Origin of the sequence: Aliarcobacter cibarius (genome assembly GCF_013372265.1) — a bacterium.
Classification (GTDB): domain Bacteria; phylum Campylobacterota; class Campylobacteria; order Campylobacterales; family Arcobacteraceae; genus Aliarcobacter; species Aliarcobacter cibarius.
The window spans coordinates 1461292-1478496 of the sequence record NZ_CP054051.1; the positions used below are offsets into that span (position 1 = coordinate 1461292).

18 protein-coding genes are annotated in these 17205 nt (G+C 25.4%); 6 read left to right on the forward strand and 12 right to left on the reverse strand.

Going from position 1 to position 17205, the window contains the following annotated elements:
• Nucleotides 1–29: 29 nt before the first annotated feature.
• Both ACBT_RS07265 and ACBT_RS07270 read right to left on the reverse strand, forming a co-directional pair.
• The gene (locus ACBT_RS07265) at nt 30–1097 is read right to left on the reverse strand and encodes a type I restriction endonuclease (protein WP_024775131.1); all 1068 of its coding nucleotides are present in this window, start codon (nt 1095–1097) and stop codon (nt 30–32) included.
• A 158-nt stretch (nt 1098–1255) separates the two neighbouring features.
• Entirely contained in the window at nt 1256–2362 is a 1107-nt protein-coding gene (locus ACBT_RS07270) for a tyrosine-type recombinase/integrase (protein WP_024775132.1), read from the reverse strand.
• Between the two features lie 167 nt (nt 2363–2529).
• Here ACBT_RS07270 and ACBT_RS11830 point away from each other — a divergent pair, with 167 nt between their 5' ends.
• The gene (locus ACBT_RS11830) at nt 2530–2631 is read left to right on the forward strand and encodes a hypothetical protein (protein WP_193210000.1); all 102 of its coding nucleotides are present in this window, start codon (nt 2530–2532) and stop codon (nt 2629–2631) included.
• An 11-nt stretch (nt 2632–2642) separates the two neighbouring features.
• On the opposite strand, the gene ACBT_RS07280 is transcribed toward ACBT_RS11830, so the two are convergent.
• The 3 genes from ACBT_RS07280 to ACBT_RS07290 all read right to left on the reverse strand — a co-directional run bounded on the left by ACBT_RS07280 (nt 2643) and on the right by ACBT_RS07290 (nt 7940).
• Complete coding sequence (locus ACBT_RS07280) at nt 2643–4190, reverse strand: diguanylate cyclase (RefSeq protein ID WP_024775133.1); 1548 nt, start codon at nt 4188–4190, stop codon at nt 2643–2645.
• A 104-nt stretch (nt 4191–4294) separates the two neighbouring features.
• Entirely contained in the window at nt 4295–5275 is a 981-nt protein-coding gene (locus ACBT_RS07285) for a diaminopimelate dehydrogenase (RefSeq protein WP_024775134.1), read from the reverse strand.
• A 127-nt stretch (nt 5276–5402) separates the two neighbouring features.
• On the reverse strand, nt 5403–7940 hold the full coding sequence (locus ACBT_RS07290) for a methyl-accepting chemotaxis protein (protein ID WP_024775135.1): 2538 nt from the start codon (nt 7938–7940) through the stop codon (nt 5403–5405).
• Nucleotides 7941–8243: 303 nt separating this feature from the next.
• On the opposite strand from ACBT_RS07290, the gene ACBT_RS07295 reads away from it, so the two are divergent.
• Nucleotides 8244–8492: a hypothetical protein gene (locus ACBT_RS07295; RefSeq protein WP_024775136.1), complete on the forward strand. Its 249-nt coding sequence runs from the start codon at nt 8244–8246 to the stop codon at nt 8490–8492.
• Nucleotides 8493–8574: 82 nt separating this feature from the next.
• Complete coding sequence (locus ACBT_RS07300) at nt 8575–9453, forward strand: DUF234 domain-containing protein (protein ID WP_024775137.1); 879 nt, start codon at nt 8575–8577, stop codon at nt 9451–9453.
• 3 nt (nt 9454–9456) lie between these two features.
• On the opposite strand, the gene ACBT_RS07305 is transcribed toward ACBT_RS07300, so the two are convergent.
• Genes ACBT_RS07305 through ACBT_RS07315 form a run of 3 tightly spaced genes read right to left on the reverse strand, consistent with a single transcriptional unit; the run spans nt 9457 to nt 12762 of the window.
• The gene (locus tag ACBT_RS07305) at nt 9457–10689 is read right to left on the reverse strand and encodes a DEAD/DEAH box helicase (RefSeq protein WP_024775138.1); all 1233 of its coding nucleotides are present in this window, start codon (nt 10687–10689) and stop codon (nt 9457–9459) included.
• 33 nt (nt 10690–10722) lie between these two features.
• A complete protein-coding gene (locus ACBT_RS07310; RefSeq protein WP_024775139.1) occupies nt 10723–11742 on the reverse strand; it encodes an aldo/keto reductase in 1020 nt (339 codons plus the stop codon).
• A 45-nt stretch (nt 11743–11787) separates the two neighbouring features.
• Nucleotides 11788–12762 carry an SLAC1 anion channel family protein gene (locus ACBT_RS07315; RefSeq protein ID WP_024775140.1) on the reverse strand — a complete coding sequence of 325 codons (975 nt, stop codon included), beginning with the start codon at nt 12760–12762 and terminating at the stop codon, nt 11788–11790.
• Nucleotides 12763–12813: 51 nt separating this feature from the next.
• Between ACBT_RS07315 and ACBT_RS07320 the strand changes: the two genes are divergently transcribed.
• Nucleotides 12814–13020 (forward strand): hypothetical protein, encoded by a 207-nt coding sequence (locus ACBT_RS07320; protein WP_024775141.1) that lies wholly within the window; start codon nt 12814–12816, stop codon nt 13018–13020.
• Between the two features lie 80 nt (nt 13021–13100).
• Entirely contained in the window at nt 13101–13595 is a 495-nt protein-coding gene (locus ACBT_RS07325) for a SixA phosphatase family protein (protein WP_024775142.1), read from the forward strand.
• On the opposite strand, the gene ACBT_RS07330 is transcribed toward ACBT_RS07325, so the two are convergent.
• The 3 genes from ACBT_RS07330 to rpe are packed head-to-tail and all read right to left on the reverse strand — an operon-like array spanning nt 13584 to nt 15632.
• Nucleotides 13584–14399, reverse strand: a complete 816-nt coding sequence (locus tag ACBT_RS07330; protein WP_024775143.1) for a 3'-5' exonuclease — start codon at nt 14397–14399, stop codon at nt 13584–13586. The two genes, ACBT_RS07325 and ACBT_RS07330, sit on opposite strands and share 12 nt — an antisense overlap.
• Nucleotides 14386–14979 carry a phosphoribosylanthranilate isomerase gene (locus ACBT_RS07335; protein WP_024775144.1) on the reverse strand — a complete coding sequence of 198 codons (594 nt, stop codon included), beginning with the start codon at nt 14977–14979 and terminating at the stop codon, nt 14386–14388. The genes ACBT_RS07330 and ACBT_RS07335 overlap by 14 nt, the downstream gene beginning before the upstream one ends.
• An 11-nt stretch (nt 14980–14990) precedes the next feature.
• Nucleotides 14991–15632, reverse strand: coding sequence for a ribulose-phosphate 3-epimerase (gene rpe / locus ACBT_RS07340; RefSeq protein WP_024775145.1), 642 nt, complete (start codon nt 15630–15632; stop codon nt 14991–14993).
• Between the two features lie 109 nt (nt 15633–15741).
• On the opposite strand from rpe, the gene ACBT_RS07345 reads away from it, so the two are divergent.
• On the forward strand, nt 15742–16746 hold the full coding sequence (locus ACBT_RS07345) for a phospholipase A (protein WP_024775146.1): 1005 nt from the start codon (nt 15742–15744) through the stop codon (nt 16744–16746).
• 2 nt (nt 16747–16748) lie between these two features.
• Here the strand turns inward: ACBT_RS07345 and ACBT_RS07350 are convergent, their stop codons facing one another.
• Nucleotides 16749–17204 (reverse strand): c-type cytochrome, encoded by a 456-nt coding sequence (locus tag ACBT_RS07350; RefSeq protein WP_024775147.1) that lies wholly within the window; start codon nt 17202–17204, stop codon nt 16749–16751.
• Nucleotide 17205 lies beyond the last annotated feature (1 nt).

Below are 17205 nucleotides of genomic sequence, written 5' to 3' on the forward strand. Positions count from 1 at the left end.
TCTAGATATTTATTTATCTAGATATTTATTTATATTTTTTCACTATCTAATCTATTTACAATAGCTAAGATTTCATTTTTATATTTATAAATATCTTCAACTTTATCTAGTGTAAATTTTTCTTCTTTTTTGTCTTCAATATGTAAAGATAGATATTTTTGTCTAGTATTAAACATTAATCTACAAATCCATTTTCTATTATTATCATCTAATAAAATTCCAAAATAGCTTTTTGTATCTCTTGCAAATATTCTTTCTAATCCTAATTTTTCTGCTATTATTGATTTAACAATAAAGAATCCTTGTAATTCTTCTTCTGTTGTTTCTATTCCACTATCTTCTACAACTATTTCCGCTTGTTCTTGATTATCATTTATTTCAACAGTTAGTTTACTTTTCAAAGAATTTATTTTATCGTGAGCCATATCCATAACAATTTCGCTAAATGCTGTTTTTACATAGGCTTTAAATTCATCTAAAATATTTTGTCTTAAAGCTTTTTCTGTTAATTTTGAAGCAAATATTCTTACAAATTCTTCACTAGGATTTTTTACTTCTTCTTTAAAAATATTTTTAATGGCACTAACATATTTTTTAGTTTCAGCACTTGTAAGTATTTTATTTATATCCAAATTTGTACTTGTAAATTTTTCAAGTTCTCTTAAATCTCTATCTTTCATATTTAATATATTAAATGTAAAAAATGGTGTTGTATCCATTTTATTCGGTTTTTCTAAATCTGTAAAAAATCTATATTCAATACCATTTGTAAGAATTGCAAATCTTGATTCAGTAACAGTAAAATATCTTTCTAATTGAGTTGCGTGAATATCTAAATTTTCTGTATGAGATTTTGCTTCAATTAAAATAAGTGGTTGGTTATTGTGCATAATCGCATAATCAACTTTTTCATTTTTCTTTTTACTTATATCAGCAGTAAATTCAGGTACAACAACAGTTGGATTAAAAATATCATATCCTAACGCACTAATAAATGGCATAATAAAAGAGTGTTTTGTTGCTTCTTCGGTTAAAACATTATCTTTTAAACCAATAATTCTTTGAGATAATTCTTGTAATTTTATAGATAGTTCCATAATTTTCCTTTGTGTATTGAGTATTGTGTATTACTTAAATTATACCTTAAAGAAAAAAATAATCAAATCAAATTTTCTATTTTTATTTATAAAAATAATTTATTGACAAAAAAGTAACTCAAATTTATATCATTATTATTTATAATATATACTCTACATTATAAACTAATTAAAGTTTTTGTTAATCTAATAACCTCATCTTCTCCATTACTTTTACTTAATTTAGCATATCGCATTGTAGTCTTAATATCACTATGATTCATTAATTTTTTTATTGTTAATATTGGTGTATTGTTAATTGCTAAATGTGATGCAAATGTGTGTCTTAGAGTATGAATAACAACTTTATCTTGTGCAGTTAAATTTTTAACTTTATTATTAAATAATTCATCAAATATTGGTTGTAGTTGCCTATAATAATATTGATTCATATAATTTTCAATTTTTGTATTTTGGAATATAAAATCATTATCTTTTTTGTTGATAGACTCTATAAATAACTTAATTTCTGCATATAAATCTTTATCTATAAATCCATAATATTCACTTTCATTTTTAAAGTCATATAATCTTATTGTTCCATTTTCTTTAAAATCGTTAACTTTTATATTACATAGTGTTTGGAGTCTTCCTCCTGTTGAAAGTCCAAGTATTACAAAATAGTATAATAGCTTATCATTTTCCAATCTTTTTTTTAATATTTTAATTTCTTCAAGTTCTAAATAACGAAGTCTTGTGTTATCTATTTTTATATTTCTTACAAACTTGCAAGGATTTTTATCAAGTAATTCATTTTCTATTGCCCAGTTAAATATTGCGTTTAATTGCCCTATAACAAAATTTACTGAAGCTGGTGATAATTTATCTGAAAGCTCTTTTTGAATTTTGTTTATTTGTTCCTTTGTAATTTTATTTAATGGTATATCCCCTAATGTATTTTGTATATGTTTTTCAACTCTTGCTCTAGTTCCTTTATTTCGTTTATTATGCAAAGCTTTTTCATCAAAAAAATTTTTAGCTACTTCATTGAGTGTTTCTGCTTTTCTTTTAGCTACTTCTGGTAAATCTTCGCCTAATCTCATTTTAGTATTAATTTCATTTCTTTTTTGATGACATAATTGTTCTCTTACTCCTTCACTATGCAATCCAATTTTAAGCCATACTTTCTTATTATTTTCTTTATAAGTTATATAATATGCTTTATCACTATTTTTTAAAGTTTGATAATAAACACCTAAATATCTTTTAGATTTAAAACGTGCCATTTTTGCCTCACTTTTTATCTACCCTATTTCTACCCTAATCTAGTATAATTATGTAAAAAAATGTATTTATATGCAAAAATTATACTCGTTATTAACTTTAAAAAGCCCTAAATATAGGGTATTTGTAGAAAAATGTAAGTTATTAGAAAATATGCAGTAAAGAAGATATGCTTTTATATCAAGGTGTATTAGCATTTGAATATTTTACTAACACAAAAGCCGACAATAAGCTAATTGAAGCAATGAGAAAAGGTTTAAAAGGAGAATAATCTCCTTTTAATTATAATTCTACACTTAGCTTATTTCTACCAGCTTTTTTGGATAGATAAAGGGCATTATCAGCCTTTCTTATTAAATCATTCATTTCAATATTCTCATTAGGAATAGTACAAGAAATTCCTATACTTATTGTTACAACATTAGAAGTTTTAGAATCTTCATGAGAAATTTTCAAGTTCTCAATTTCAACTCTTAATTTCTCACAAATTACCTTTGCATCTTCAATATTCGTATTTGGTAAAATACAAATAAACTCCTCTCCTCCATATCTTGCTATAAAATCGTGTGATCTATTCAAATTATCATCTAAAACTCTAGCTACTTTTTTCAAACACTCATCTCCTGCTTGATGTCCATATCTATCATTGTATAATTTAAAATTATCAATATCAATCAAAACAATACACAAATTCTTTTTATTTCTTTGACAATATCTCCACTCTTTATCTAAAAACTGATCAAAATATCTTCTATTTGCAATTTGTGTCATACTATCTATATATGCATATGTTTCGAGAATTTTTCGTTTTTCTTCTTCTTGCTCTATCTCTTTTATTCTTGAAAAATATCTTTTTCTTTGAAGAAGATATAAACCAATAATTGAGCTTAAAATTAAAATAATCATCAATGCAACAACTATATAAATTTCAGTTCTTATATTCACGTATAAAGCATTTAAATCTCTACTAACAGTTATATATAAAGATGAATCAACATCAATATTTTGTGGGTTTACAGTATAAAATGCAACTAGTCTATTATCATTTGCTATAAAAGTTTTACCTTTATAAATACTATTTAACTTATTACCTAGTTTATGCTTATATAAAAAAGAATTCTCAGTATTAATTTTTATACCTAAAACTTCATCTTTTTTTGGAGCCATTAAAAATAAAGTACCATCTCCATGAATAATTGAACTTCTCATATCATTTGCATAAAAAACAGATTCTAATGTTTTCATTAACTGTAAAGGTTCAAATACAGCAAAAATAACCCCATTAAAATCTCCTTTTTCATCACTTAACATAAGTGCTAAATTTATAGTCCAAGCCCCTAATAGCGTTTTATATGGTCTATTTACGTAGAGTTTACCTTTTGAAGGATTATTTTTAATATTTGAAAAATATTCTCTACTTGAATAATTAAATCCTAAAATATCTTCTCTACTTGTTGCTATAACTTCTCCATTTTTATCAAGTGCAACAAAAGCTCTTAAATATGGTAAAACTTTTACATATGTTTTAAGATGTTCTTCTACATGATCTTTTGATTTTTTATCACTTAAACCATCTTTTTCTATTATTACTCTTGTAGATAATAATGCCTGCTCTATTGAATTAATTTGATTTAATAAATTATCATTTAGAATTTTTGCTTGAGTTAATAATCTATCTTCTTCTCTTTTTAGAATATCTTCATTTTGATGAAATAACATAAAAGATACAAAAATAGATAAAATAAGAAGAAAAAATATAAGAAATATCCACTCAATAAAAAAGCTTTTTATATTAAAGCTTGAAAGCTGACTATCAGATCTATTATACAAATGATTACCTTGAATATGTAGTATTTTTCGTATTTTAACTAAAAATAATTAGATTTAAAATAAAGAGTATTTGTTGGATAAAACCTGTCCTAAAGGACAGATTATTATAAAATTTCAGTTATTAATTCTAAAGAAGTTTTTGGTGAAAGTAAATTTGGTGCTACATCAAAAGCTGTTTTTGCTCCAAAATCACCTTTTTGTGCCAATCTATAAGTAGCTCTAGCATACGCAACTAAAACACTTGCAGTAAATTCTGGATTACTATCAAGTTTTAATGAATATTCAATTACTTGATTAACTCCTGTACTACTGATTCCACTTCTAATTACAAACCCACCATGAGGCATAGTATTATGGTTTTTATCAAACTCTTCTTGAGATATGAAATTTACAGTAGTATCATATGGTTCAAAGTAATTTGGCATAGTTTTTATTTCATTTTCTACTTTTTTAGCGTCTGCTCCATCTTTTAATACTACAAAACACTCTCTTGCATGTTTCTCTTTTGTAGTTAAAGTTGGTCTACTTCCACTTCTTACTTTTTCTATTGCACTAGTTGATGGAATTGTGTATTGAACACCAGCTTTTACACCTTCAACTCTTCTAATTGCATCAGAATGTCCTTGACTTAAACCTTTACCCCAGAATGTATAAGTATCTCCGTCTGGTAATAAAGCTTCACCAAATAATCTATTTATAGAAAACATTCCTGGATCCCATCCAATTGAAATCATCCCTACTTTTTTATTTTTTGATGCTACTTTATCAACACTTGCGAAATATTGAGGAATTTCTGCATGGTTATCGTAGCTATCAACAACATTGAAATGTTCAGCAAATTGTGGTCCTTGAATAGGTAAATCATCTTTTGAACCACCACATAAAATTAAAACATCGATTTTATCTTTAAATTCTAAAATGTTATTTATTGAATAAACTGGAGTGTTTATAGTAGTTACACTTTGTGGATCTCTTCTTGAAAAAACAGCCACTAAACTCATATCAGGATTTTTTGAAATAGAAAGCTCAACACCTCTTCCTAAATTCCCATATCCAACAATCGCAACTTTAATTTGATTATTCATGCTAAACGCTCCTTTGAATTTAATATTTTTTGTAATACATACAAAAAAATCGAGACTTATTTTACAATTGTTTAAATTTTATAGAACTTAAAAAAGATAAATTAAACCATAGAATTTTTTCTATGGTTTAGTTTTGTAAATTTTGACAGTTTATTTCTCTTATTCTATTCAACATATCAAATACAATATCAGTATGTTTTTCTATCTCATTTGTAACTGCAAAAATATCACTATTTGGTTTTGATTCAGAATATAAAACAATAGTATCTTGCATTAATTTATGAACTAAATTATGAGATTCTATTAATATTTGCCACTCATTAGTTTTTGCAAATTCTTCATTTGCATTTGCTGCCATCCATTTTCCTAAGTTACACTCTTTTGAACCTGTAACTGTTGATATTTCACCTTCTTTACAAACAGAGAAATTATAATTTTTAAAATTTATATGATCAGATTTTAATTTATTTATTTCAATAATCATACTTCCATCACAAATTCTTTTATGTGCATCTTTATCAAAACTTGTTTGATGAATTGTTTCATCCAAACTAACTGCTAATTGAGATGTTTTTGCAGCCATATCATTGATTGTTGTTGCTAAGATTGCATTTTTTTGTGTTGCTTGATCTAAACTATTTACTGTATCATTTATTTGACTCATAGCCTGCTGTTGTTCTTTACTAGCAGTTGCAACATCTTCTATCAACTTAATAGTAGTATCAATATTTTCTTTTAATTCATTAAAACCTTCAATCATATTTGAAGTTATTGTTTTTCCATTTTTAGCTTTTAAAGTTGCTGCTTCAACTATTTTCTTAATTTCATTTGCAGCATCAGCACTTCTTGTTGCTAAATTTCTAACCTCACCAGCAACAACAGCAAATCCTTTTCCAGCTTCTCCTGCTGTTGCTGCTTCTACTGCTGCATTTAATGAAAGAATATTTGTTTGGAATGCAATATTATCAATAATTGATATAGCTTCATTTATTTGTAAGACTTCTTTATTTATTTCATCCATAGAAACTGCTGTTTGTCTAGCTAAATCTATTCCTAAATTTGTAGATTTTGTAACATTTTGAGCATATTTAGCCATATTTGAAGCATTTTCACTGCTTCTTGAAATTGTCGAACTTATCTCTTCAATAGCAGCAGCTGTTTCTTCAAGGCTTGCTGCTTGAATATTTGAAGATTCACTTAAACTTCTAGAAGCTGTCGCTAACTCTTTAGAACTCATTGTTAAATCTATAGTTGATTTTTCAATTAAACACATAATCTCATTTATACTAGATTGAGTAACTTTAATTCCACTTAATAATGATGCAATAACACCTGTTACATTAGAAATACTAGGAACTTTATGATCAAATTTTGCATGAGAAAGAGCAACTAAAGACTCACTAACTAATGTTAAGTTCCCTTGAGTTTTTCTAATCATACTATTAATTTCATCAACTAAAGAATTAACTCTTTTTGAATGAGCTTTTCCTTTTATACTATCATTAAATAATCCCGCATTTACTTTTTCAATAATATCTTTTGCTTCATCAATTACTTTTTGATCTTGAATTAAACCTTTTTCAATTGAATCTAAATATTGATTAAAGCTTGTAACAACATCTCCTATTTCATCATTTGATTTAACTTCTATTCTTGTAGTTTCTGATGAATTATTTTTAATTTCATCAATTGTATTTTTTAAATTTAATATAGGAGTTAATATATTTCTTTTCATACTAAGTAGTGTATTTATCATAGTAAATAATAAAGCTAATGTTAAAATAATTAAAGCCGCATAGATAATATTTGATGCTTGAGAAATAGATTGTTCAACATTTTGTATAGGCTCTGCAACTAAAGCTATTCCTAATTTTTTACCAGAAAAATCTTTAACATCAATATATGTATAAAAATAATTTGCTGAAATGAAAAATTTATCGTTTAAAAGTTTAATAAAATCAATAGTTTTTACATCTAGCATAAAATTATCATTTCTAAACTTTTGCGAAATTAAATAATTATTTAATTTATCTTCTTCTTTTATTTTAGAAGTAGCTAGATTACTATCCATTAGAAGTAGAAAACCTCTTCCTTCTTTATCAAAATCATTAGCAACAGAATTAATTCCTTGCATAAATTCTAAAGAACCCACATAATTTTTATCTTTGAAAATAGGAACAACAGCTCTTAAACTTAATCCATCATTACCAATTTCAAAACCATTTATAGCTTTTTTCTCACTATTTACTTTTACAACACTTGGTCTAAATGAACTTAAGTCATCACCAAATTCTGAAGGTTTCCAAGATCTTAAAAATGAATGATTATCTGATGTATGAATATGTATTTGAATATTTTTAAAAGGCGTTTGTTCTTTCATTTTTGAACTTAAACTACCAATTGTTTTAATAGCTAAATCTCTATCTTTTAAATTAAGAGCCTCTTGAATATTTGAATCATTTGCTATTGAAGTTGCATTTGATATACCTACATCAAGCTTTGAACCAATTCTAAGTTCACTTAATGAATTCAAATTTACAATTACATCACTGTAAATCTCATCTCTTAGATCATTTTTATATTTATTTAATATAAAAAAACCCACAATTAAAACAATAACCGTAACAACTACATTTGTTAAGGTAAATTTTCTCCCTATAGTCATATTTATAACCCCAATTTCTAAAAAATAATAATCATTTTATTAAAAATACTTATAATATTATCTTAAACATAAAACTATTTCTAGCATTTAATAAATTAAATTATATAAAAATTATTATATTTTCAGCATTATCTTTTAATTTTCATAAAATATTATTTTTAAATTTATACTTATAACTCTTTATATTTATCTTGCTTTATTAAAAATTAATCTATATAATACTTTTAGAAGATTTAATTTCTTCAAGTGCCTTAATAGTGAGTTTGTTAAAGTCTAATTCGAAACTAACAAAAGGGATTTACCATGAAAAAACTAATATTATCTATTTTAACAATAATATTATTTTTAGGTTGTACTGATGAAGAAGGCGCTAAAAGTTTTTTGAAGAAAGAAGGATATTCAGATATAAAGACAACTGGATATAATTTTTTTGAATGTTCTCAATCAGATGTTAAAAGTACTGGTTTTATAGCAAAAAAGAATGGTAAACTTATAGAGGGTACGGTTTGTACAGGAATGTTGCCAAAAAGTTATACTATAAAACTAAAATAACTCTTATATAAAAGTTCTATTTATTGGTATATCACACTAATTATTGTACAATGCAACTTTAAATTAAGGAAAACAAAACACAATGATAATTTTAGATAAATCTATAAAAGAGCAATTTGCTATTTTTTGTAAAACAAATAATATTTCTGATATGCAAATAGCTATAAAATACTTCTCTATATTTGGTGGACTTGATATACAAATTGATACTTCAAAACCAATTTTAGAACTAATAGAGACTAACATTTTAAATAATTACAATCATTTAAGAAGTGAAATAAATCATCTAACTGGTGGTTATCATGTTGAACATGCAATATTAAGTGGAATTGCTCTTGGTGATAGAAAAACAACAAATGCTTTTAAAAGAGCTCATGTAAGTTTTGAAGAAGGAATGAAATGTGTAGACTCTTTGTATGAAAAAGAGATTATTGATATAGATTCTTCTGAACACTTTCTAGTAGGAAAAAGAAATGATTCTAAAGTAGCAAAAAAATTGCTTTTTGCAAATCCATTTCTTAGATTTTGGTTTGCTTTTGTATCTCCTATATACAAAGGAATAAAAGAAGGAAACTATGAAGAGTTTAAAACAAAATTCCAAAATAGAGAATCTGATTTTAGTGATTTTATTTTTGAAGAATTAGCACTATCATTTATAAAAAATAACTTTTCTGATGATCCAATAAAACAACATGGTCAATATTGGGATGAAAAAATTCAAATACCTTTAGTAGCAAAAACTGTTTCTAATAAAACATTAGTGGGATTTTGTAAACATAGTGATAACAAAGTGAAAAAAAGTGAGCTAAATAAGTTTTTGGAAGATATTAAAGAAGAAGGTATATCAGCTGATATTATAGTTATTTTCTCAAAAAATGGTTTTAGCACAGAATTAAAAAATATGAAAAACGAAAATTTAAAACTCTTTACTATTAAAAGTTTAAAGGCCTTAGTTCAATAGGCCTTAAGCATCTTTTTTTGCTAACTCTCTTAATTTGTCTTTTTTACTCTTTCTTTTCCCTTTAATTGGTGCTAAACCTTTCTCTTTTTTAACTGGACTCCCAATTAGTTCAAAATCTTTTATCTGCTCTTTTTTTATAGAAATATTACATCTTTTTTCAATCAAAGAGAAATGTTCAAAATCTTCTAAACCTATAAATGAAATAGCGACACCTGTTTTTCCAGCTCGTGCTGTTCGACCAATTCTATGAATATAATCTTCGCTTGCTCTTGGTAAATCAAAATTTATTACACAGGAAATATCTTCAACGTGAATCCCTCTAGAAACAATATCTGTTGCGAATAAAATATTGATTTTATTCTCTTTAAAATCTTTTAAAGTATTATTTCTCTCCTCTTGCGTTAAATCAGAATGAAAAGAAATTGCATTTAATCCATTTTTTCTGAATTTAAAAGCGATATTATCACATGAACGTTTATTTGCAACAAATACTAAAATTTTATCCCACTTATTTTCAGATATTAATTCTCTTAAAAGTAAACTTTTTTTTTCTTTATTAACTAATATTACTCTTTGATTTATGTTTTCTACAACTGGTGGCTCTTCTATTGATATATAAACTGGATTTTGTGTAATTCTTGAAATAATATTTTTAACTTTATCTGGATAAGTTGCAGAAAATAGTAAATTTTGTCTAGTTGAAGGAATTATTTTTAAAAGATTATCTAGTTCTTCTTCAAATCCAAAATCTAGCATTTTATCAGCTTCATCTAAAATAAAGAACTCTAAATAATTTAAATTGATCTGCTTCTTCTCTAATATATCAATCAATCTTCCAGTTGTTGCAACTACTATATCACAACCTTTTTGTACATCTATAAGTTGTTTTGAAATACCTTCTCCACCGATTAAAGATACAATTTTTGGCTTTTTATTTAAATATTTAGAAAAAATTTCAAAAGTGTCAGAAATTTGTAGTGCCAATTCTCTAGTAGGAGTTAGTACTAAAGTTTTTATTTTAGCTTTTTTTGAATCATTTTGTTTTGAAAACAGTTCTAAAATAGGTAAAACAAAACTAGCTGTTTTACCACTTCCTGTTTGAGCTTTTGCAATTACATCAACTTTTTCAAAAACTGCTTTAATAACTTTTGACTGAATTAAAGTAGGAGTTTTATAATTATTTTCCTTTAAACTTTGATTTATTTCATCGCAAACTATAAACTCTGAAAATTTCATATAAGATACCTACTTTATTTATTTTTATTTAATTTATCCCATAGGATAAAGAATTTCTTTTTGAATATGTTCTATTTTCTTTAATAATTCATCAGAAATTCTAAAATCAAAAGCTTTAAAACTATCTTCTAGTTGTTCAAAAACTCTAGCACCAATTATAGTTGAAGCTACAAAATCAAAATGTTTAGAATATGATACAGCCAAAGTAACTGGTGACACTCCATATTCTTTTGCAAGCTCTAAATATTTTCTTGTAGCTTCTAAAGTTTTAGAATTTACAAATCTATGAGCCATTGCTTGAACTCTTTTATTTTTCTCTTTTAAATATATTGCAAATCTAACATCATCATGGAAAAAATCATTATTATATTTTCCACTTAAAACTCCCCCTGCCATTGGTGAATATGGTAGAAGAGAAATATTTTCATGCCTGCAAACATTTGCTAATTCATCATGAAATCTTGGATTTAAAAGTGAAAAATTATTTTGAATAGATTCAAATCTAGCAATATTTTTGTATTTACTTATTTCATTTGCTTTTGTAAGTCCATAAGCACTATCATTTGATGTTCCTATATATCTTACTTTTCCCTCTTTTACTAGCTCGTCAAAAGCTTTTAAACTCTCTTCTATAGGAACTATAGTATCAGGCCAATGCATTTGATAAAGGTCAATATATTCTGTTTGCAATCTTTTAAGACTTCCTTCAATAGCTTTTTTTATATGAAAACTATCAATTGCTGTAAGTCCATGTCTAATTGGTGGAACAAACCAACCACTAGCAGCTCCAGCAATTTTTGTTGCCATAATTACACTATCTCTTGATTTTGTTTTAAGCCATTTACCAACTATTTCTTCAGTTATACCAACTGTTTCTTTTCTAGGAGTTACAGGATAGAGTTCAGCTGTATCATAAAAATTTATACCTCTATCATATGAAGCATCAAGAATTTTAAAAGCCTCTTTTTCATTTGTAGTTGAACCAAAAGTCATTGTTCCCATACAAATAGAACTAACTCTAAGTCCAGTTTTTCCAATATATCTATATTCCATAAATAATCCTTCAATAAACAGTTTTAAATAAATAGAGATTATACCCTATTCCATTATACATATCTCTTTTTTTGCCATATGCTTTATTGTAGCAACTGCAACCAAAGTTACAATTAAAGTTGTAATCATTGCTAAAGTATAAGATAAATACATATAAAAATCTTTTTTTGTCAATTCATAAATTAAAATTGAACTTAAAGTTACAGCTGCTAATGGAAAAGTAAAAGCCCACCATGAAATAAAGAATTTTATTTTTACAAAATTTTTATACATAAATGCAACTAAAATAGTAAAAAATAGAGCTAAACTAAATAAAATTTGTGCAAAAAAATCTAAATTTCCAGTTAATTTTATATATGAGATAAATCCTATTGCAGGAGGTGCTATTAAAATAAACATTGTTGGCATAAATTTTGGAGCAAATGGATTGTGAAAAATTATTCTATTTAAAATTATTGAAAATAATATTATCCAGAAAAACATACCAATCGAAAAATAAAAAATTAAAATAGCATTATCTAAAAAACCAACTCCAGCAATAGGAACTATTAAATTCCCAACAATAGGAATAAACCAAGCTGGATTAGAATGAACTATTTCTAAATTATTATTTATCCAAAATCGAATAGTATAATATGTGAAAAATATATGTAGAATTGCTCCAAAATAAAAAAAACTTAATGAAGTTTCTAAATTATACTCTCTAAATGCAGCTGATAAAATTAACATTGATATTGAACTTGCTGCAAAAAAATTAATTCTTATAGGATGATTTAACTCTTTTAGTACTTCTTCTTTGTATTTTATAATTTTTAAGAAATAGGTAAAAAGAATTACAAAAAATAAAGTTGTAGCTATAATTAAAAAAGTTGTAGCAAACATAGAAGAAAATAAAAAAACATGATTTAATCTTTCAAAAACTAAAGTTAAACCTCCAAGCCCCATAACTGTTGCAAACATCATAACTGGAAAAAACTGCAATCTATTTGAAGGAATTGCTTTTATAACCTCTTGATTCATATTTTTAACCCTATTTTAGTAAAATATTTGAAATTTATTTCAGGAACTAATTTGGCAAATAAAAAAATAATAGACTTAAGAAACTCAAATCTACAATTTTTACAAAAAGACGAAACAATAAAACTATTAAATTTTAATACAGAAAAAATGAATTTAGAAATAGCCATTTTTAAAAACGATTCTTTTGTGAAAAATAGTACGATGGTCTTTGCTCATCTTCCAAAAACTTTAAAAGCAAAGTTAAATCCTAAAAAATGATTATATCAATAAGTGTTTTAAAACATAATTGATATAAAATAAGTCTAAATTATACTTACTAAATAAGGATATATAATAAAATGAAAGAGCTAATTTTAATACGACATGCAAAATCCTCATGGAAAGATAGTAGTTTAAAAGATTTCGATAGACCTTTAAACAAAAGAGGAGAAAAAAATGCTCCAAAAATGGCAAAAATATTGAGAAAGTTAGTAAAAACTCCTGATTTAATAATATCTTCTCCATCTAAAAGAACAAAACAAACTCTTAACTATTTTGTAGATGAATTTAATTATAAAAATAAAATAATATTTGAAGATTCAATTTATGAAGCACCTTATTCAAATATACTAAAAATAATTCAAAATATAAATAAAAAATATAATATAGTTTTTTTGATTGGCCATAATCCTGGATTAAATGATTTAGTAGATTTTTTATTAGAAAATTTTGATGAAAATATTCCTACAAGTGGTCTTGTTAAAATAAATTTCAATGTAAATTCTTGGGATAAAATAGAAAAAAATAGTGGAAATTTAGAATTTTTCAAATATCCAAAAATGTTAGATATTTGATTTAATAATATTATTTGATTTTGAAAATGCTATCAAATCTTCAGTAGTTTTTACTTTTTCTCTATCTATATTTCTTAGACAATTTTCAAAAATAATCTTTGTTGTAAGTGCATCATAATAAGCTCTATGATGATTTTCAACATCAATATTTAAAAGCTCTTTTAAAGTACTAAGTCCATATTTTGGAGACAATATTGTTCTTTTTGATAAATCAATAGTACATATTTTTCTATTTAAAAGTTTTCCTAAACTATATTTTTCAAAACTATCAGATATAAAGTTATAATCAAATTTTATATCATGTGCAACGAATACATCATCACCTAAAAAGGTTTTAAACTCTTTTAACACTTTTTCTAATCTTGGAGCATTTTGCAACATATCTAAAGTAATATTAGTAACTTCTTGAATATATGGTGCAACATCTTTGGCATAAACTAATGATTCAAATTTATCAATAATCTTCCCATTTTTATACTTAACAGCACCTAACTCAATAATTTGATATCCTTGCTTTGGACTTCCGCCATTTGTCTCTATATCAACAAAACAAAAACTTTGTTCATCTAAACTTGTTTGAGTTGTTTTTAAATATACAAAATTATTTTTAATATCTATTGGTAAGCCATTTATTAAAAGTAACTCAAATTCTAACTCACTATTTTCATAAAATTTATCACTTATTTCTTCTAAAAGCTTTAAAAATTCATTAAATTCAATAGGTTCTTTTTTTAATCTTCTTAAAATATCTAAAAAAGTTGGTTTTGTAGGTTTTAAAACATATCTTCTTTTAGGCGATTTCATGTGCAGCTTTCACGAATTGGGACATCTTATTTTTATCTTTTTTACCTTTTTCTTTTTCTACTGCACTGCTTACATCAACTCCAAAAAAACCAAAATTATTTAATTCTTTTAAATTATCTTTATTTAAACCACCTGCTAAAATAAATTTTGAGCAATCTATGTTTTTAAATAAATCTAAAGCTAATCTCTTTCCAGCCCCACCAAATTCATCAACAAATGCATCTACTAAATAGTATTCATCTTTTAAATTTTGTAAATCTTCTTTATTTCTTACTCTTAAAACTTTAAGATGCTTAACTTCTAATTTATCATAATTTACAATATTTTCATCATCAATTATTTGTACTAATTGCATTTTAGATTCTTTAGAAATTTTATTTATGAACTCTGTTGTTTCATTTACAAAAAGTCCTACACTTTGAATAAAAGGTGGTAATTCTTCAACTATATTTCTTGCATCAATAGGTTTTATATATCTTGGAGATGGCTCATAAAAAACAAATCCTAAAGCATCTGCTCCCGAATTAATAGCATCTAAAGCATCTTCAAGATTTGTAATACCACAAATTTTTACTCTCATTTTTTACTCTTTTAGATTTTTAAACTATCTATAGCTTTTTTATAACTATCACTTCCAAAAACATAACTTCCAGCAACAACAATATCAACTCCAGCATCTTTTAGCTCTTTAATGTTTTTGTCGCTAACTCCACCATCAACCTCTATTAAACATTTTGGATTTCTTTTATTTATAAGTTCTTTTAATTTTTTAGCTTTTTCAATTACACTTGGAATAAACTTTTGTCCACCAAATCCAGGGTTTACAGACATTAAAAGTACCATATCCAAATCTTCTAATAGATATTCAATATCTTCAACTCTTGTATGAGGATTTAGAGTAATTGCAGGACTAATTTCAAGACTTCTAATTTTTTGAATAAGTCTATGAGGATGTTTTTCACTCTCTAAATGAAAAGATAAGTATTTTGGTTTTAAAGGAGCAAATAAATCAACAAAAAAATTGTTATTTTCAACCATCAAATGTATATCTAAAGGTTTTGTACTAGCTTTTGCAACAGGTTGTACTACAACTGGTCCAATAGTTAAATTTGGTACAAAATGTCCATCCATTACATCTACATGAACTAAATCACAACCAGCTTCACAAATTGCTTTTATTTCTTTTTCTAAATTTCCAAAATCAGCCGATAGAATAGATGGTGCTACTAGCATTTAATTACCTTCTTTATAAAAATTAAGGCGGATTATATCACTTTGTGGCTTTTATAAACTATAAACTAAAATTAAAGTACAATTTCAAAAAAATTATGGAATTATAAAAATGAAGAAACTTTTATCAATTTTGATATCTACAATTTGTTTGGCTTCTAATGAAAACATTTTAATTGAAGCACAAAAACTCGAGGATGAAGGTAATTTCAAAGAGGCTATGATTTTATACAAAAAAGCTGCTATCATAAACAACAATAAAGAAGAAAAATATATAGATGAGTTAAATAAAACTCAAAAAACACAAGAAAATAAAACAGATTTTAAAAAAGCATTCTTTGAAAGAAATATAGATAGCGTTGATGATGAAGAAACAGAAAAAAGTGTTGAGCAACTTATAACTAAAGATTTTGGAATCTATCCTTACAAAAAAAACTATATTCTTCCTGCTACATATACATTTAATGATATTGATGATAGACATGATTTTGAAACAGCATTTCAAATCAGTATAGAAAAACCATTGTCAGAAAATCTTTTAGGTCTAGATGAAAATATTAGTGTTGGATATACACAAAAATCTTATTGGCAAACAACAAAACACTCTGCTCCTTTTAGAGAAACAAATTATGAACCTGAAGTTTTTATACAAGTACCAGTAAAAGAAAATGAATATTTCAAAGCAATAAAAGCATCTTTTATGCACTCGTCTAATGGTAAAAAAGATGATTTAAGTAGATCTTTAAATAGAATATATTTAGAAGGGTATTTTCAACTATCAAATCTATTTATAACTCCTAGAGTTTGGTATAGAATACCTGAATCAAATTCAGATGATGATAATCCTGATTTTTCTCAATATTATGGTTATGGTGATATAAACTTTTTGTATGCTTATAAACAACATACTTTTGAATTACTCTTAAGAAATAACTTAAGATTTGATAAAACAAATAAAGGTGCGGCTGAATTCAATTGGACTTTCCCACTTCCTGAATTTATTGCATCAAAAAATACTTTTGGTCTTTTTCAACTTTTTCATGGATATGGACAAAGTTTGATTGATTACGATAGAGAAATTACAAATGTAGGTATAGGAGTTGCTTTCTCTAGATAATTTTATTTCATATTTTGAATATAGTAATATATTGCTTCTATCTCATCTTCTACCAAGAAATATGTTGGCATAACGTTAGCTTGGTAGATTAGTTTATCACAAACTTGATCTTTCTCAAATTTTAAATTCTCATTTTTCTTAGAATTCACTTTTTTTGAGAAAATTTCATAATCAACATACTTTATATCAGGAGCAACTAAACTACAAATAAACTCTTTTTTATTATTTGTTGTATGTTCGTTTATTGTATGCTTAAAATCAACTATTTTTTTCCCTCTTGCATCATCTCCATGGCAATTATTACATCCAATACCTCTTGGATTATTAAATAGCATTTTTCCATACTCATACTTAGTAATAAAAGAGTTATTTATATCTATCTCTTCAGTTGCTGGAGTAATATTTTCTTGAGCAAACAAAGACGATACTATTGCTAAAATTATTATACTTTTTTTCATA